The following is a 14,868-nucleotide window of genomic DNA, read 5'->3' as shown; positions in this document are numbered from 1 at the left end:
CGACCGGCGACCGGCCTCCTGACCGGACGTGCACCACAGTAGCGGCCTGCCCCCGGGCCAGGGCAAGGGTTTTTCGGGGAGATCGCGCGCGGGTCGCGCGGACGAGCACGGTCGACCGACCCTCGTGCGTCGCGTTCCCCCCGCGGCGGACTTCACTCCCGGCAGTCCGCGCACGTGCCGGACAGCGCGACGTGCGCCGGGGCGAGCGTGAAGCCTGCCTCGGTCGAGAGCCAGGTGGTCACGGGGTCGAGCAGGTCGCCCGGCAGGTCGATGATCCGCCCGCACGAGTCGCAGATCGCGTGCAGGTGCTCGCGCACGGGTCCGCCCGGGGCCAGGTGGTAGGCGGTCGCACCACCACCGATGTGCACGTGCGTCACCACGCCCAGCGTCGTGAGCCGGTCGACCGTGCGGTAGACCGTGGCCCGGTGGATGCCCGGGTGCCGGTCGTGGACCCGGGTGCACAGCTCGTCGGCGCTCGGGTGCCCCTCCTCGGTCGCGAGGACCTCCAGGACGGCGCGGCGCGCCTCGGTCACACGGTGCCCGCCGGCCCGCAGGAGGTCGAGCGCCGCCTGGACCCGCTCGTCGGTCTGCGGCACCGCGCCCGCCGCCTCGCTCACAGCGCCGTGATCCCGTCACCGATCATCTTGGCCCCGAGCACCAGGAGCAGCACGGCCATGATGACGGCGTTGTTCTGGATCATCCAGGCCTTGAGCCCGTCGAGCAGCGTCGCTGCCCGGGCCCCCATGGCCAGGTAGATCACGACGGGGGCCGCGACCCCCAGGCTCGCCACGACGACGAACACCGCGAGGGCCCCGAGCTGCTCGGACGTCGCGGGCGTTGCGGCGGCGATCGCCGCGGCACCGGACACGACGAGCAGCAGGTTCTTGGGGTTGACCGCCCCGAGCAGGACGGCGAGGCCGAACGCCTTGACGGGCGTGAAGGCGTCGATCGCGCTCATCCACCTCGGCGGTCGGGGGCTCGCGCCCTCGTGCGGGCGTCCGCGCCACTGCGAGACCGCGAGGAGCAGCAGCAGGACGCCCAGGACGATCTTGACGACGCTCGCCCACGCCGGGGGCCCGGACGCGTCGGGCGTGGCAGCGCCGGCCACGAGCAGCACGATCGACCCGAGGGCCGCGATCCCCACGATCCACCCCAGCAGGAACGAGAAGCCGTTGGCCTTCGCCTTCCTGCTGACGAGCATCAGCACGACCGCCACGATGGGCATGGGGCTGATGAGGACCCCCACCGCGATGGGCAGGGACTGACCGACGGCTGGGCCCACGGCTCTTCCTCTCGTCGTGCGTCGCCGGTCGGCGCCGCGTCCCGGGTCTCGCGGCTGCCCGCGGGTCCGGTCATCCCGACCGTAGTGCTGCGCCCGGCCGACCGCGCGCGAAGGGCCACGGTCGACGGGCTGCGGGACGCCGCGCGGTGCGCCGGCGGCGTCGGGCAGGCGGGAGTCAGGCGGGCGACGCGCCCGCGGCGGGCTCTCCCGCGCCCCCGGCCGAGCCCGAGCCTGCGGCCGCGGCGGGCAGGAGGTCGCGCAGCGCGGTGTCGACGTCGGGGTAGGCGGGTGGCATCTCGTCCGGCCCGACGGCGCCGCGCAGGACGTCCCGCACCTGACCCACGTCGCGGGCCAGGGCCAGGCGCGCACCGACCCGGTCGAGGTCGCGGTGCAGGGTCACGAGCATCTCGGCGGCCTCGACGTCCACGAACGGCACGGTCTCGGCGTCGAGGACCACGACGCGCGGGGACGCGTCGGCGACCAGGCGCCGGACCGCCGCGCGCACGGTGTCCGCGTTGGCGAAGAACAGGCCCGACTCGACGCGCACCACGAGCGCCCCCTCGACGCCCCGGCCCCCGTCCTTGCCCGTGGCGATGCGCCGCGCGCGGTCGACCCACACGCCGTGCGAGCTGCGCACGAGCACGGCCACGTGGGGGCGTGAGGCGCGGCCGAGGAGCAGGAACAGCGAGAGGACGATCCCGAGCACGAGGCCGGGCAGGGTGTCGAACACCAGGACGCCGAGCATGGCCGCGAGCGCCGCCCAGAAGTCGTGCCGGGCCGCTCCCCCGTACAGGGCCTTGGAGCGCGGCGTCGCGAGGCGGTACAGGCGGCGCAGGGCCTTGACGTCGACGAGCTCGATCACGGCGGCGATGACGACGGCCGCGAGCGTGGCCTCGGGCAGGGACTCGAACACGGGCGTGAGGAACAGCAGCGTCAAGAGTGTCAGCGCTGCGGCGACGAGGCCCGAGACCTGGCTCTTGGCGCCCGCGCCGCCGTTGACCGCGGTCTTGGACAGGCTGCCGTTGACGACCATCCCGGACGCGAGGCCCGCGCCGAGGTTCGCGGCGCCCATGCCGACGAGCTCGCGGTTGGCGTCGATGTCGTAGCCTTCGCGCGAGGCGTACGTCTTGGCGGCACCCAGGGCCTCGGCGAAGCCCACGAGCATGACGCCCGCGGCCGGGCCGACCAGGTCGGTCCAGGTGTTCCAGTCGACGCCCGTCGGGAGGCCGAGCGCGGGGAGCCCGGCCTGGATGGGGCCGACGATGTCGACGCCGTCGTCGTCGAGCCCGAGCAGCAGGACCAGGGCGATCCCGATCCCGACCACGACGAGCGAGCCGGGCACCTTGGGCAGCCAGCGCTTGATCGCGAGGACCGCCGCGAGGGACCCCAGGCCCAGGACCACGGTCAGGGGGTGCGCCGTGCCGAGCTCGGTGAGGATCGTCCAGAGCTTCTCGAAGAAGTTCCCCTCGCCCTTGTCGACGCCCAGCAGGGCGGGCACCTGCCCGATCACGATCGTGAGCGCGAGGCCCACGATGAACCCCTTGAGCACGGGCTCGGAGATGAACGAGGCCAGGAACCCGAGGCGCGCGATGCCCGCCACCAGGCACAGGACCCCGGTCACGAGCGCGACGGCCGTGGTCAGCGCGACGAACGCGGCGTCGTCGCCGGGCCGGAAGGCGGCGACCACGCTCGCGGACAGAGCCGCGGTCGCGGACATGGGCCCCACGACCAGGTGGCGCGAGCTGCCGAACGCCGCGTACAGGATCAGCGAGGGCACCGCGGCGTACAGGCCCACGACGGGCGAGACGCCCGCGATGGTCGCGTACGCGAGCGACTCGGGCACGAGGACGGCCCACACGGTCAGGCCCGCGACCACGTCGCCCCGCAGCCAGGCCCCGCGGTATCCCTGCAGGGACGCGAACACGAACCACGGTCGCTGCGCGCGGGTGGGTGGCCTGGTGCTCGTCGGCATGCGCCCGCCTCTCGACCGTGGGCGCCGTGCGCGCCTCACGGGCGAACGTATCCGCGCGCGCCGCGGTCGGCATCAGGAAGCCCGTCCCGCCCGACGGCGCCGCTCCCCACCTCACACCCCAGCACGCCACCTCACGTCGCGCACGGCACGGGCGTCTACGAGGTCAGCACGTCCGCCCGGTCTCCCCACCCCAGGAGCGCCCCCGTGAGCACGACGCCACGGCTCTACCGACTGCTCGGACCCGACCGCGTCCCGACCCTCAGCACCGTCCCCGGGACTCTCGGCGGCCACCGACGCTCCCGGATCTACGGCCGGCTCGACTGCCCCGGCGCCGCCCGCGCGATCGCGCGCGGTGGCTACGTGGCCCATCGCGTGTTCTTCGCCGACGAGCAGACCGCGATCGCCGCCGGGTACCGGCCGTGCGCGGTGTGCCTGCGCGAGAGGTACCGCGAGTGGAGGCTCTCCCAGGCAGCCCTGGACCCGCAGGGCTGAGCGGGGCACCGAGGCGCTCGAGGCGCCGCCCGCGCGCACGAGCGACCCGGTCACGGCACAGTGGACCCGACCCGTCCTTGCCCGACCACCCGGGAGGCACCGTGCGCGCACGCCGGATGACCACGCTCCTCGTCGCGCTCACGACCCTCGTGCTGACGGTGCCGGTGGGCCTGAGCACGGGCGCACCGGCCCGGGCCTCGGGGGCCGGGGACGTGGTGGGTCTCGTGGACGGCGCGCGCTCGTCCGCGGGGCTCGCGCCCCTGGAGCACGACCCCGGGCTCGCCGGCGTCGCCCAGGCGTGGGCCGAGCGGATGGCCGCGAACGGCTCGATGAGCCACAACCCGTCGACGGGCGCGCAGATCCCTGGCGGCTGGTCCTCGTGGGGCGAGAACGTGGCGTGGTCCACCGACCCGTCGCCGTCGGGCCTGCACGCGAGCCTCATGGGCTCCCCGGGGCACCGGGCCAACATCCTGTCCTCGACGTTCACGTCGGTCGGGGTCGGGTACGCGACCGATGCCGCGGGGGGCGCCTACGTCGCCGAGGTGTTCGCCGCCTACCCCGGTGCGGCCCCTTCTGCTCCCGCGCGGCCGCCGGCGCAGGCGGCTCCCGACCGGTCGAACCGCTCGCCGGTCGCCGCGGGCACGACGGGCGGAACGGACAAAACAGGCAGGTCTGCGGCCGGCCGGCCTCGCTCCCCCCTCGGCCTGGTGCTCGGCGCCTCGGGGCCCGAGGTCCAGGCCCTCCAGGAACGACTGCGACTCCACGGCCAGGACCTCGCCGCCGACGGTGCGTACGGCCCCGCGACGTCCGCCGCGGTCGTCGCGTTCCAGGGCGCGCGGGGTCTCGCCCCGGACGGCGTCGTGGGCCCCGCGACCACGGCAGCGCTCGCCCTCGACCCGCCGCCCACCCCGGCGCCAGCACCCGCGGCTTCCGCCGGTCCCGCAGTCCCCGACGGTGCCGCGGCCGAGTCTCGCGCGACCGGCCAGCAGACGCCGGGCGACGCGACCGGCACGCGAGCCGCGGCCGCGCGGGAGACGGGCGCGACGCCGTCGGGCAGCGGGACGCCCTCCGGGAACCCGACCCCGCCGGGCGCGACGACGACTCCCGAGGTCCCGGCCTACGGCTGGGTGATCGCCGCCCTCGCGGTCCTTGCCGCGATGTCGCTGAGCGTCGTGGGCGCGCGCCGCCGGTCCGCGCAGGTCCGAGGTGCGCGGCCCCCGCAGGACTGAGCGCGCCTCAGATACCCAGGACCACCTTCGCGACCGAGAAGTAGATGACCAGCCCCAGGGTGTCGACGAACGTCGAGATGAAGGGCGCCGCGACGATCGCCGGGTCGATACCCACGCGGCGCGCCAGGATCGGGATGCTCGACCCGACCGTCGTCGCGAGCACGCACACCCCCACGACCGTGATCGCGAGCACCTGCGCGATCGACACCCCCGCGACCCAGGCCGCCGGACCGAAGCCGACCGCGGCGAGCACCGTCCCGAGCAGGAGGCCGGTGAGCATCTCGCGCCCCACGACGCGCAGCAGGTCGCCGCGGCGGATGTCACCCACCGCCAGCGCGCGGACCACGGTCGTCGCGGCCTGGGACCCTGCGTTCCCGCCCGTGCCGATGAGCAGCGGGATGAACAGCGCGAGCGCCACGACCGCGTCGAGCTCGGCCTCGAAGTAGCTCTGCACCCCGACCGTGAGGCTCGCCGCGACGATCAGCAGCAGGAGCCACACCACGCGCGCCCGCACCAGCCCCAGGACCGAGACGGTCAGGTACGGGCGGCGCAGCGGCTCCGAGCCACCCACGCGGGCAGAGTCCTCGTCGTCCTCGGCCTCGAGGATGCGCATCGCGTCGTCGACCGTGAGCACGCCCAGGAGGCGGCGTTCGTGGTCGACCACGGGCACCGCGACGTACCCGCCGTCGCGCACGACGTTGGCCGCGTGCTCCTGGTCGTCGGTCGCCTCGACCGTCACGGCCGGGGACATGACGTCCTCGACCAGGGCGTCCGGGTCGCTCACGAGCAGCCGGCGCAACGACACGACGCCCTCGACCACGCGCCCGGCACCGAGGACGGGCACGGTGTAGATCGTCTCGACGTCGTCGCCCGCCCGGCGCAGCGCGTCGAGGGCCCCCGCGACGCTCGTGCCGCGCCGCACCGACGCCACCCTGGGGGACATGCGCCTGCCCGCGCTGTCCTCGGGATACCCGAGCAGCGCGGTCGTCAGGGCCCGCTCGTCGGGCCCGAGCCCGCCCAGGAGCCGGGCCGCGACACCCGCGGGCAGCTCGTCGAGCAGCGACGCCCGGTCGTCCGGGTCGAGGGCCGCGAAGATCTCCGCGGTCGCCTCGGACCGCAACGCCTCGACGAGCTCCGCCTGGATCGCCGGGTCGAGGTCCTCGAAGACCTCGACCGCGCGCCCCTTGGGCAGCAGGCGGAACGCGACCGCGCGCCGCTGGTCGCCCAGGCGCCCGAGCTCGTCGACGACCTCCTGCGTGTCCATGCTCGCGATGCGGTGCTGCAGGTCCTCCAGGTCGTGGGGTCGCTCGGTCCGGGGCTCGGAGTGTGCGCGCATGGCCCCACCTTCTCAGGACGGCCGACCACAGGCCCGGCGGAGACGGCACGACGTGACGAGGCCCACGGCACGGGAGGGCGTCAGCTCGCGACGCGGTACCTCGTGTAGACCACGCCGCCCGTGAAGCGGCGCTCGTCGAGCAGCTCGAGGTCGAGCCGGACGCCCGCGGGGTAGAAGGACGTGCCGCCGCCCACCAGCACCGGGTGCACGAACACCCGCACCTCGTCGACGATCCCGGCCGCGAGCGCCTGCGCGGCCAGGGTCAGTCCGCCGATGCCGACCTCGCGCTCGGCGCGGTCCACGAGCGCGCGGGCGGAGACCGGGTCGAACGACCGCTCGACGCGCGTGCGCGCCAGGCCCGGGTCGTCGAGCGTGGTCGAGTACACGACCTTGTCCGCGTCGCGCCAGATGCGCGCGTAGTCACGGACGGCGGGCGACTCGTCGTCGAGCATGGCGGGGTCGTCCCACACGCGCATGACCTCGTAGACCCGGCGCCCCAGGAGGAAGGTCCCGACGGAGCGCTCGAGGTCGTCGACGAACGCGTGCACCTCCTCGTCGGGGGTGCTCCACCCGAACGAGCCGGAGGCGTCGGCGACGTAGCCGTCGAGGGACATGATGCCGGTGCAGGTCAGCCGTGCCACGGTGCGCTCCTCGCCGGGTTCCGTCGCGGTCCGTCCCAGCGTAGGCCGGTGGCCGCGCAGGCGCTGCGCCGTTCGGGGGCAGCGCCGCTCGGCGGCAGCGCGGACCCGATCAGGCCGTCGGGTCCTCGGGCCAGTCGTGCTTGGGGTAGCGGCGGCGCAGCTCGGCGCGCACCTGCGCGTACCCCGTGCCCCAGAACGACTCGAGGTCCGCGGTGATCGCGGCGGGGCGCCTGGCCGGGGAGAGCAGGTGCAGCAGCACGGGCACGCGGCCGTCGGCGACGCGGGGCGTGGCCCGCCCCCCGAAGGCGTCCTGCACCTTGACGGCGAGCACGGGCTGGTCCCCGGTGTAGTCGAGGCGGGCGCTGCGTCCCCCGGGCAGGTCGACGCGCACGGGGGCGAGCTCGTCGAGCCGGCCCGCCGCGGGCCACGGCAGCAGGCGCCGCAGGGCGCTGGTCACGTCGAGGCGCTGGAGGTCGGCGGCCTTGCGGACCTTGGCGAGGTCGGGCCCGAGCCACGCGTCGAGTCCCGTGAGCAGGGCCTGGTCGGACACGTCGGGCCACGGTTCGCCCAGGGCGCGGTGCAGGAACGCGAGCCGGTGCCTCAGCTCGCGCGCGGGCTCGCGCCAGGGCAGGACGTCGAGGCCCTCGCGCTCGAGCCCGGTCCGCAGCGCCGCGACGACCTGGTCGGCGGGCGGGTCGGCGACCTTCTGCGAGGCGATCTCGATCGCGCCGAGCCGCGTCGTGCGCCGCGCCTGGATGCGCCCGCCCGACCACGTGACGGTGTCGTCGTCGCGCAGGGCCGCGGACGCGGCCTCGTACGCGAGGTCCTCGTCGACGGGTGCGGCCGAGCGGATCGTCGCGTCGCGCCTGCCGGCGCCGCGGTCGGCGTCCGCGACGGCGAGCCAGTCGTACCCCGCGAGCGGGGACCCGGGCGGCAGCGCGGCCCCGGTGCCCGAGACCATGAGGTACGTCGACCCGTTCGGCCGCCTGCGCGCGACCCGGTCGGGGTGCGCGAGCGCGACGACGAGCCCGACCGCGAGGTCCAGGCTCAGGTCCTCGCGGCGTCCGCCCCCCGGCGCGGGAACGAGACCCTGGAGCCGCTCGGCCTGCGCGCGCCACGCCCCGCTCGCCGGGCCGCCCCGCCGGGCGTCCCGCAGGGCGGCGACGAGGTCCGCACCGCGTGCGCGCACGTCGTCGGACAGGAGGGCCACCACCTCGGCGGCGAGCCGCGGCCCGACGACGTCGCTCGCGTCCAGCAGGGCCCGCGCGAGCCGGGGGTCGGCCGGGACGCGCGCGATCTCGCGCCCCCGAGGCGTGACCGTCCCGTCCGGATGAACGGCGCCGAGCGCCTCGAGGGTCCCGCGCGCGACCGTCATCGCGGCCGCGGGCGGGGCGTCGAGGAGCGCGAGCCCCGCCCCGTCCGGGCTCCCCCAGGACGCGAGCTCGAGCGCGAACGCGACGAGGTCCGCGGTGAGGATCTCGGGCGTCGGGTGCGCGACGAGCTGGGCGTGCTCCCCCGGCGACCAGCAGCGGTACACGGCCCCCGGTCCCTCACGTCCGGCGCGCCCGGCGCGCTGCTCGGCCGCCGCACGGCTCACGCGGACCGTCACGAGACCCGCGAGGCCGCGCCGGTGGTCGGTGCGCGGCTCGCGGGACAGTCCCGCGTCGACGACCACCCGCAACCCGGGCACGGTGAGCGAGGACTCGGCGACGGCCGTGGAGACCACGACCCGGCGGCGTGGCCCGGGCGTCAGGGCCAGGTCTTGCTCGCGCGCGGGCAGGCGCCCGTGCAGAGGACGCACGTCGGCGTCCAGGCCGGACAGACGGCGCGCGACGCCGTCGACCTCGCCCGCGCCGGGCACGAAGACCAGCACGTCGCCGGACTGCTCGGTCAGCGCCCGGCGCGTGGTCGCCGCGACGTGGTCGAGGAACGCGCGCGGTACGCCGCGCTCGCCGAGCCGCGGCCCGGGCGACGGCGCCCACACCTCCTCGACGGGGAACAGGCTGCCGTCCGCGACCACGACCGGCGCGGGGAGCCCGTCGCCGAGGAGGCGCGCGGTGCGCTCGGCCTCGATCGTCGCGGACATCGCGACCAGGGCCAGGTCTGGCCGCAGGGTCGCCCGGACGTCGACCAGCAGGGCGAGGGTCAGGTCGGCGTCGAGGTGCCGCTCGTGGACCTCGTCGAGCACGACGACAGCCACCCCTGCGAGCTCCGGGTCGCGCTGGAGGCGGCGCAGCAGGACGCCGGTCGTGACGACCTCGACGCGCGTCTCGGGACCCGTCCGGGACTCCCCGCGCACCGCGAATCCCACCGTGCTCCCGACCGGCTCGCCGAGCAGGTGCGCGAGCCGGCGGGCGGCAGCCCGCGCGGCGATACGGCGCGGCTGGGTCACGACGACACGCCCCGCGGGCAGGGCGGCCGCGAGCGCCGGCGGGACGAGGGTCGTCTTGCCCGTGCCCGGCGGAGCCTGGAGCACGGCGACCCCCCGGTCCCGGACGGCGTCGGTGAGCTCGGCCAGGTGGTGGCGGACCGGGAGATCGGGCGGGGAGGCGAGCAGGCGGGCGATCGGGTCCGGGTCCACGGGGTCATTCTCCCCCGCCCCGGTCCCGGGTCAGCTCCCGGCGGCCGCCACGAGCGGGAGCACCAGGGGCGAGCGCAGCCCCACGGCGTGCTGTGTGAGGAGCGCGACGACCGCCGGCACGTCACCACGGCCCGCGCAGAGGTCGACGCGCAGGCGGCGCGCGAAGCGGGTGCGCTCGGTCGACTCGCGGAAGCGCAGGGTCGGGGCGTCGGCCACGACCTCGTTGACCTCGCAGACCTGGATGGCCCATGCCCCAGCATCCTCGAGGGCGGTCGTGAGGGCGTCGAGGTCCGCCGAGTCGAACGTCGCGGACAGCACGACGGCGTCGGTCGCCGCGGGGCCGGAGACCTCACCGGCGGCGGTCGCGGCCGCCGCTGCGGCAGAAGCCGCGCGCTCGCCGCGAGCCACCGTGCTGGACCCGACCGGGGCCGACGCCGTCCCCGTGGCGGACAGGCCCGAGACCTGCCCCAGCGTGTACGCGTTCGCCCCCTGCTCGACCTCGTCCATGCCGAACTGCTGCCCGGGCGCCACCTTGAGGCCGGCCGTCCGGTCGACCCCGAACGCGATGACCAGCGTCACCACGAACGAGAACGCGACCACGACGACCAGGGCGAGCGCCTGGGCGCCCAGCAGGTCGAGCCCCCCGCCGAAGAAGAGACCGTCGGCGCCGGCGTCGTTGATCGCGCGCTCCCCGAAGAACCCGAGCAGCAGCGAGCCCAGGATGCCGCCCACGAAGTGCACCGCGATCACGTCGAGCGCGTCGTCGAACCGGCACACCTTCTTGAGCCCGAGCGCGAACGTGCACACGACGCCCGCCGCGACCCCGATCACGAGCGCGGACAGCGTGCTGACGTATCCCGCGCAGGGGGTGATGGTCGCGAGCCCCGCGACGCCGCCCGTGACGGCACCGATCACGGTGCCCTTGCCCGTGCGCCAGCGCTCCATGAGCAGCCAGGCCCCCATGGCCGCGGCCCCCGCGACGTGCGTGTTGAGGACGGCCTGGGCCGCCACCCCGTTCCCCTGGAGCGAGCCGCCGCCGTTGAAGCCGAACCAGCCGAACCACAGGATGCCCGCGCCGGCCACGGCGAGCGGGATGGAGTGCGGGATCGACCCCGCCTCGGGCCACCCCTGCCGACGCCCGACCACGACGAGGACCGCGAGCGCCGCGGCCCCGGCCGCGGCGTGCACGACGATCCCACCCGCCCAGTCCTGCGCCCCGAGCTGCGCGAGCCAGCCGTCCGGGTTGAACAGCCAGTGCGCGACGAACGGGTAGACGAGCACGGACCACAGGGCGAGCGTCACGACCCAACCGACCGTCCGCAGGCGCCCCACCGTCGCCCCCGTGAGGAGCGCGGGCGTGATGATCGCGAACATCATCTGGAAGGCGACGAACGCGAGGGTCGGGATGGCGACGTCGCCGTCGACGACGTGCAGAGCGGGGGTCGGGGCCGTGTCGAGGCCCGTGAGCCCGAACAGGCCCAGGTCCCCCATGAAGCCGTTCCCGATGTCGTCGCTGAACGCGATGCTGTAGCCCACCAGGACCCACGTCAGCGTGATGACGGCGATCGGGACGAGGTTCTGCTGCATGATCGCGAGCACGTTGCCGCGTCGGACCAGTCCCGCGTAGAAGAGCGCGAGCCCCGGCATCATGAACAGGACGAGCGCCGCGGACACGAGCACCCAGACCGTGTCGCCGCTGTCGACCACCAGCTCGGACATGAGACCTCCCGAGGACGTCCCGGGCGCGTCGGCACGCCGGGGTGCAGGGGCGCGTCGGTCAGCACGGGCGGCGGCGCGCAGGACAGCAATGCGGATCCCCGTGGGGCGAGGACCCGGGACGTGCAGGACCCCGGTCGGGTCGGGGCTGCGGGTCCTGCGAGCATCGCACGAGCACCGCGCGCGCGACACCGGAACGGGTGGACGCCACGCTAGTCTGGGCGGGACGAGCGACCGACGACGAGCGCAGGAGGTGGGGAACGTGCGGGCAGACCATGTCGTGCGGGGCGCCACCTCGCTGCGCGCGCGCTACGACCGGCTGACCGCGACGTCCTCGGCCCGGGCCGTGGCCCTGGTGCCGCTCCTGGCGGTGCTGGCGCTCGCCGTCGGGCAGTCGTTCGGTACGTCGTCGCTGGGGGGCGTGATCTCCCTGCTCGGTGCCGCGACCCTCGCGGCCACCGCCGGGGCGCTCGGGGTCGCGCTCGCGTGCGTCGCGGTCGCGGTCCTGCTGCTGCTCGCGGTGCCCGTCGGCCCCGAGCCCGTGCCGCTGCCCGCACCTGTGCGCCAGCACAGCCCGACGACCCCCGGACGGCCCCAGCCGCGAGCGCCGGGAGCGAGCCCGCTCCCGCGCACCGCCTGACCTCCAGCACTCCCCCGAGCCGTCGTCGGCCCGGGGCACCTGCCGGTCCCTGCGGAACTGGCGCGGGAGCTCCATGCTCCCCCTCCCCTCCACCGCAGGAGTCCACCGTGCCCGTCGTCGATGCCCTCACCCATGCCCTCTCCGCGCTCGTCCACCCCATCCAGCTGGTGGTCGCCTGGATCCTCGTCCACCTCCACTCGGCGCTGACCGCGCTCGGCCTCGACCCTGCCGGGGGTGCTGCGTGGAGCCTCGCGATCGTCGGGCTGGTCGTGATCGTCAAGGTCGTGCTCCTCCCGCTCGTGGTCGTGCAGGTCAGGGGCATGCGGGCGATGCGCCAGGCATCTCCCGAGATCCGCCGGATCCAGGAGAAGTACCGGGGCACGAGCGACCCGGCGAGCCGCGACGCGGCCCGCCGCGAGCAGCAGGAGCTCATGGCGCGCACCGGCGCCAACCCGCTCGCGGGCTGCCTGCCGCTGCTCGTGCAGGCGCCGGTCCTGTTCGCGCTGTACTCGGTGCTCTCGGGGATCGGTCGCCAGGTGCCCGTCGGGGCGCTGACCGGTGACCTGGTCCGTGAGGCCGACGCCGCGACGCTCCTCGGCGCCCCCTTGTCGGGGACGTTGGCCGGGGCCTTCACGGGCGGTGCTCCTACGGGCGTCCTGGCGGGCGTCCTGGTCCCCGCCCTGCTGATCGTCGCGATGTACGCCGCGCAGGTCCTGACCCAGCGGCTGAGCGCTCGCGCCAACCCGGTCGACACCACCCCGCTGGCGCGGCAGCAGGGCATGCTCGCGTTCGTGCTGCCCGCGGTCTCCGCGGTCGTGGCGGTGGGCTTCCCCGTGGGCGTGGTCCTGTACTGGGCGACGTCGTCGCTGTGGGGGCTCGGGCAGCAGCTCGTGGTCGGTCGCCTCGTCCCGTCGGGCGACGGCGACCAGGACGTGGCGCGGGCGGCCCGTCCCGCGGCGGCCGAGGTCCCGGCCGGTGAGCCCACCGGACCCGCTGTCCCCGCGCGCGTCGGCGGGCAGCGACGGCAGCCGCGTCGCGGCACGACGAGGAAGGCCCGCCGGAGCTGATGCCGGGGCCGCCCGACGTCCTCAGTCGCGCGAGACCACGACGCTCACGCTGTGACCGCCGAACCCGAACGCGTCGACCAGCGCGTGCCGCGCCGTCGTCGGACGGGCGGTCCCGTGCACCACGTCGAGGTCGATCGCGGGGTCCGGGGTGTCGAGGTTGAGCGTGGGCGGCACCGTGCCGTCGCGCAGCGCGAGCAGCGCGACGACGACACCGAGAGATCCCGAGGCGCCGAGGAGGTGACCGGTCGCACCCTTGGTCGAGGTCACGGGCGGCGGGTCGGGCAGGGCCGACCGCAGCGCGTCGGCCTCGTTGCGGTCGCCCACCAGGGTCGAGGTCGCGTGGGCGTGGACGAGACCCAGGTCGCCGGGCGACAGCCCGGCCGAGCGCAGCGCGAGCGTCACGGTGCGGGCCTGGTTCTGGGGGTCGCCGCCCACGATGTCGTAGGCGTCCGAGGTGAGCGCGGCCCCCGAGACCACGCCCAGGACGTGGGCGCCGCGCGCCCGGGCGTGCTCCTCGGACTCCAGGACGACGACCGCCGCCCCCTCGCCCATGACGAAACCGTCGCGCGCGGCGTCGAACGGGCGCGAGGCGCGCTCGGGCTCGTCGTTGCGCGTCGACATGGCGCGTGCCTGGGCGAAGGCCGCGAGGGAGAACGCCTGCACCCCTGCCTCGACTCCCCCGCACACGACGACGTCGGCGGTCCCCGCGAGGATCATCTCGCGCGCCGTGGCGATGGCCTCGCTGCCGGCGGCGCACGCGCTGACCGGGGCCCGGGCGCCGGCCCGGGCGCCGAGGTCGATCGAGAGCCAGGCGGCGGGGCCGTTGGCCATGAGCATGGTCACGGCGTGCGGGGAGACCCGGCGGTGCCCGTCAGCGTCGAAGAGGCGGCTCTGGGCGAGGGTCGTGGCGATGCCTCCGTTCGCCGAACCGACCACCACGGCCAGACGTTCGGGGTCGACGTCCGGGCTCCCGGCGTCGGCCCACGCCTCCCGGCCCGCGACGAGCGCGAGCTGTTCGGCGCGGTCGGTGCGGCGCAGCAGCCGCACGCCGAGCGGCTCGGCGAACGCGTCGTCGACGCGCGCAGCGATCCTCACGGGCAGGTCACGTGCCCACTCGTCGGAGATCGCCCGGACGCCGTGGTCCCCGCGCACGAGGGCTTCCCAGGTCCCTCGGCCCGTCGACGACAGCGGTGTCACCGCGCCGATACCTGTCACCACTGCTCGTGTCATGGTGCCTCCCCGGTCGTGCACGCGTGCCCGGCCAGGTCGCCGCACGTGCCTGCCTGCACTGTAGGACGCGCGTCTCAGACCTGCTTCCCGCACACGGGCGAGGACTATCCGTCGGCCCCCGGGGCGTGGCTAGGGCGCGTGCGCCATGGCGCGCTGCGGACCGGCGTCACCGCCGAGGTAGCGCCCACGGTCGACGAACCCGCCGCGCGCGTAGGCACGCAGCCCGGCGACGTTCTCCTCGTTGACGGTCAGCACGACGGCCTCGAACGGCTCGCGTCCCAGGCGCTCGGCGAGCCGGGCCGCGAGCGCCGACAGGGCGGCCGCCACGGCGGTCCCGACGCCCTGCCCCTGGTACGCCCGGTCGACGAGGAACCCGCGGAACAGCACGACGTCGCCGGTCGCGGCCCCGTCGAGCAGCGCGACGACCTCGGTGGGCGCGCCGCCCGGGTGCAGGACGCCGAGCCCTGCGACCTCGTCGCCGCGCGAGACGACCAGGAGGTGGCGGCCGGGGTCCGCCTCGGCGAGGGCCACGATCTCGGCAGCCGACGAGACAAACCGGTCCTGGCCCGGTGCGGCCGTGACCCCGCGCAACCGGCCCAGCATCTCCTCGCGGGACGCCCGGTCCTGCGCGAGGTCGTCGAGAAGGAAGATGCGGGTCCGCCCGGTCTGCCTGTCCACCCGG

The 14,868-nt window shown here is 75.8% G+C and carries 13 protein-coding genes; 4 read left to right on the top strand and 9 right to left on the bottom strand.

What is annotated here, in order from left to right; translation table 11 throughout:
• Window positions 1–152 precede the first annotated feature (152 nt).
• The 3 genes from ACZDYF_RS06330 to ACZDYF_RS06320 all read right to left on the bottom strand — a co-directional run bounded on the left by ACZDYF_RS06330 (window position 153) and on the right by ACZDYF_RS06320 (window position 3,254).
• Window positions 153–617: a Fur family transcriptional regulator gene (locus ACZDYF_RS06330; protein ID WP_475054828.1), complete on the bottom strand. Its 465-nt coding sequence runs from the start codon at window positions 615–617 to the stop codon at window positions 153–155.
• On the bottom strand, window positions 614–1,282 hold the full coding sequence (locus tag ACZDYF_RS06325; protein ID WP_475054826.1) for a GAP family protein: 669 nt from the start codon (window positions 1,280–1,282) through the stop codon (window positions 614–616). The genes ACZDYF_RS06330 and ACZDYF_RS06325 overlap by 4 nt, the downstream gene beginning before the upstream one ends.
• Before the next feature lie 175 nt (window positions 1,283–1,457).
• Window positions 1,458–3,254, bottom strand: coding sequence for a SulP family inorganic anion transporter (locus tag ACZDYF_RS06320; protein WP_475054824.1), 1,797 nt, complete (start codon window positions 3,252–3,254; stop codon window positions 1,458–1,460).
• Window positions 3,255–3,458: 204 nt separating this feature from the next.
• Between ACZDYF_RS06320 and ACZDYF_RS06315 the strand changes: the two genes are divergently transcribed.
• Both ACZDYF_RS06315 and ACZDYF_RS06310 read left to right on the top strand, forming a co-directional pair.
• The gene (locus ACZDYF_RS06315) at window positions 3,459–3,746 is read left to right on the top strand and encodes an Ada metal-binding domain-containing protein (RefSeq protein WP_475054822.1); all 288 of its coding nucleotides are present in this window, start codon (window positions 3,459–3,461) and stop codon (window positions 3,744–3,746) included.
• A 116-nt stretch (window positions 3,747–3,862) separates the two neighbouring features.
• Window positions 3,863–4,975 (top strand): CAP domain-containing protein, encoded by a 1,113-nt coding sequence (locus ACZDYF_RS06310; protein WP_475054820.1) that lies wholly within the window; start codon window positions 3,863–3,865, stop codon window positions 4,973–4,975.
• A 7-nt stretch (window positions 4,976–4,982) separates the two neighbouring features.
• Here ACZDYF_RS06310 and mgtE read toward each other — a convergent pair whose 3' ends face one another.
• The 4 genes from mgtE to ACZDYF_RS06290 all read right to left on the bottom strand — a co-directional run bounded on the left by mgtE (window position 4,983) and on the right by ACZDYF_RS06290 (window position 11,252).
• The gene (gene mgtE, locus ACZDYF_RS06305) at window positions 4,983–6,311 is read right to left on the bottom strand and encodes a magnesium transporter (RefSeq protein ID WP_191790388.1); all 1,329 of its coding nucleotides are present in this window, start codon (window positions 6,309–6,311) and stop codon (window positions 4,983–4,985) included.
• Window positions 6,312–6,391: 80 nt separating this feature from the next.
• Window positions 6,392–6,952, bottom strand: coding sequence for a dihydrofolate reductase family protein (locus ACZDYF_RS06300; RefSeq protein ID WP_475054817.1), 561 nt, complete (start codon window positions 6,950–6,952; stop codon window positions 6,392–6,394).
• A gap of 109 nt (window positions 6,953–7,061) precedes the next feature.
• Complete coding sequence (hrpB, locus tag ACZDYF_RS06295; protein ID WP_475054816.1) at window positions 7,062–9,533, bottom strand: ATP-dependent helicase HrpB; 2,472 nt, start codon at window positions 9,531–9,533, stop codon at window positions 7,062–7,064.
• Between the two features lie 30 nt (window positions 9,534–9,563).
• The gene (locus ACZDYF_RS06290; protein ID WP_475054814.1) at window positions 9,564–11,252 is read right to left on the bottom strand and encodes an ammonium transporter; all 1,689 of its coding nucleotides are present in this window, start codon (window positions 11,250–11,252) and stop codon (window positions 9,564–9,566) included.
• Window positions 11,253–11,511: 259 nt separating this feature from the next.
• Between ACZDYF_RS06290 and ACZDYF_RS06285 the strand changes: the two genes are divergently transcribed.
• Window positions 11,512–11,889: a hypothetical protein gene (locus tag ACZDYF_RS06285; protein ID WP_475054812.1), complete on the top strand. Its 378-nt coding sequence runs from the start codon at window positions 11,512–11,514 to the stop codon at window positions 11,887–11,889.
• A 107-nt stretch (window positions 11,890–11,996) separates the two neighbouring features.
• Window positions 11,997–12,956 (top strand): membrane protein insertase YidC, encoded by a 960-nt coding sequence (gene yidC, locus ACZDYF_RS06280; RefSeq protein WP_475054810.1) that lies wholly within the window; start codon window positions 11,997–11,999, stop codon window positions 12,954–12,956.
• A 21-nt stretch (window positions 12,957–12,977) separates the two neighbouring features.
• Here yidC and ACZDYF_RS06275 read toward each other — a convergent pair whose 3' ends face one another.
• Together ACZDYF_RS06275 and ACZDYF_RS06270 are read right to left on the bottom strand one after the other, a co-directional pair.
• Window positions 12,978–14,186 carry a beta-ketoacyl-[acyl-carrier-protein] synthase family protein gene (locus ACZDYF_RS06275; RefSeq protein ID WP_475054808.1) on the bottom strand — a complete coding sequence of 403 codons (1,209 nt, stop codon included), beginning with the start codon at window positions 14,184–14,186 and terminating at the stop codon, window positions 12,978–12,980.
• 129 nt (window positions 14,187–14,315) lie between these two features.
• The gene (locus ACZDYF_RS06270; RefSeq protein WP_475054807.1) at window positions 14,316–14,864 is read right to left on the bottom strand and encodes a GNAT family N-acetyltransferase; all 549 of its coding nucleotides are present in this window, start codon (window positions 14,862–14,864) and stop codon (window positions 14,316–14,318) included.
• Between the last annotated feature and the right edge of the window lie 4 nt (window positions 14,865–14,868).

This window comes from Oerskovia sp. PE-21s, from assembly GCF_056158145.1.
This window is presented reverse-complemented; position numbering and strand designations above follow the sequence as displayed.

Bases quoted from the DNA above. Each gene is read 5' to 3' on its own strand.
- ACZDYF_RS06320 (WP_475054824.1), bottom strand. From the start codon at position 3,254: ATGCCGACGAGCACCAGGCCACCCACCCGCGCGCAGCGACCGTGGTTC.
- ACZDYF_RS06310 (WP_475054820.1), top strand. From the start codon at position 3,863: ATGACCACGCTCCTCGTCGCGCTCACGACCCTCGTGCTGACGGTGCCG.
- mgtE (WP_191790388.1), bottom strand. From the start codon at position 6,311: ATGCGCGCACACTCCGAGCCCCGGACCGAGCGACCCCACGACCTGGAG.
- ACZDYF_RS06290 (WP_475054814.1), bottom strand. From the start codon at position 11,252: ATGTCCGAGCTGGTGGTCGACAGCGGCGACACGGTCTGGGTGCTCGTG.
- ACZDYF_RS06275 (WP_475054808.1), bottom strand. From the start codon at position 14,186: ATGACACGAGCAGTGGTGACAGGTATCGGCGCGGTGACACCGCTGTCG.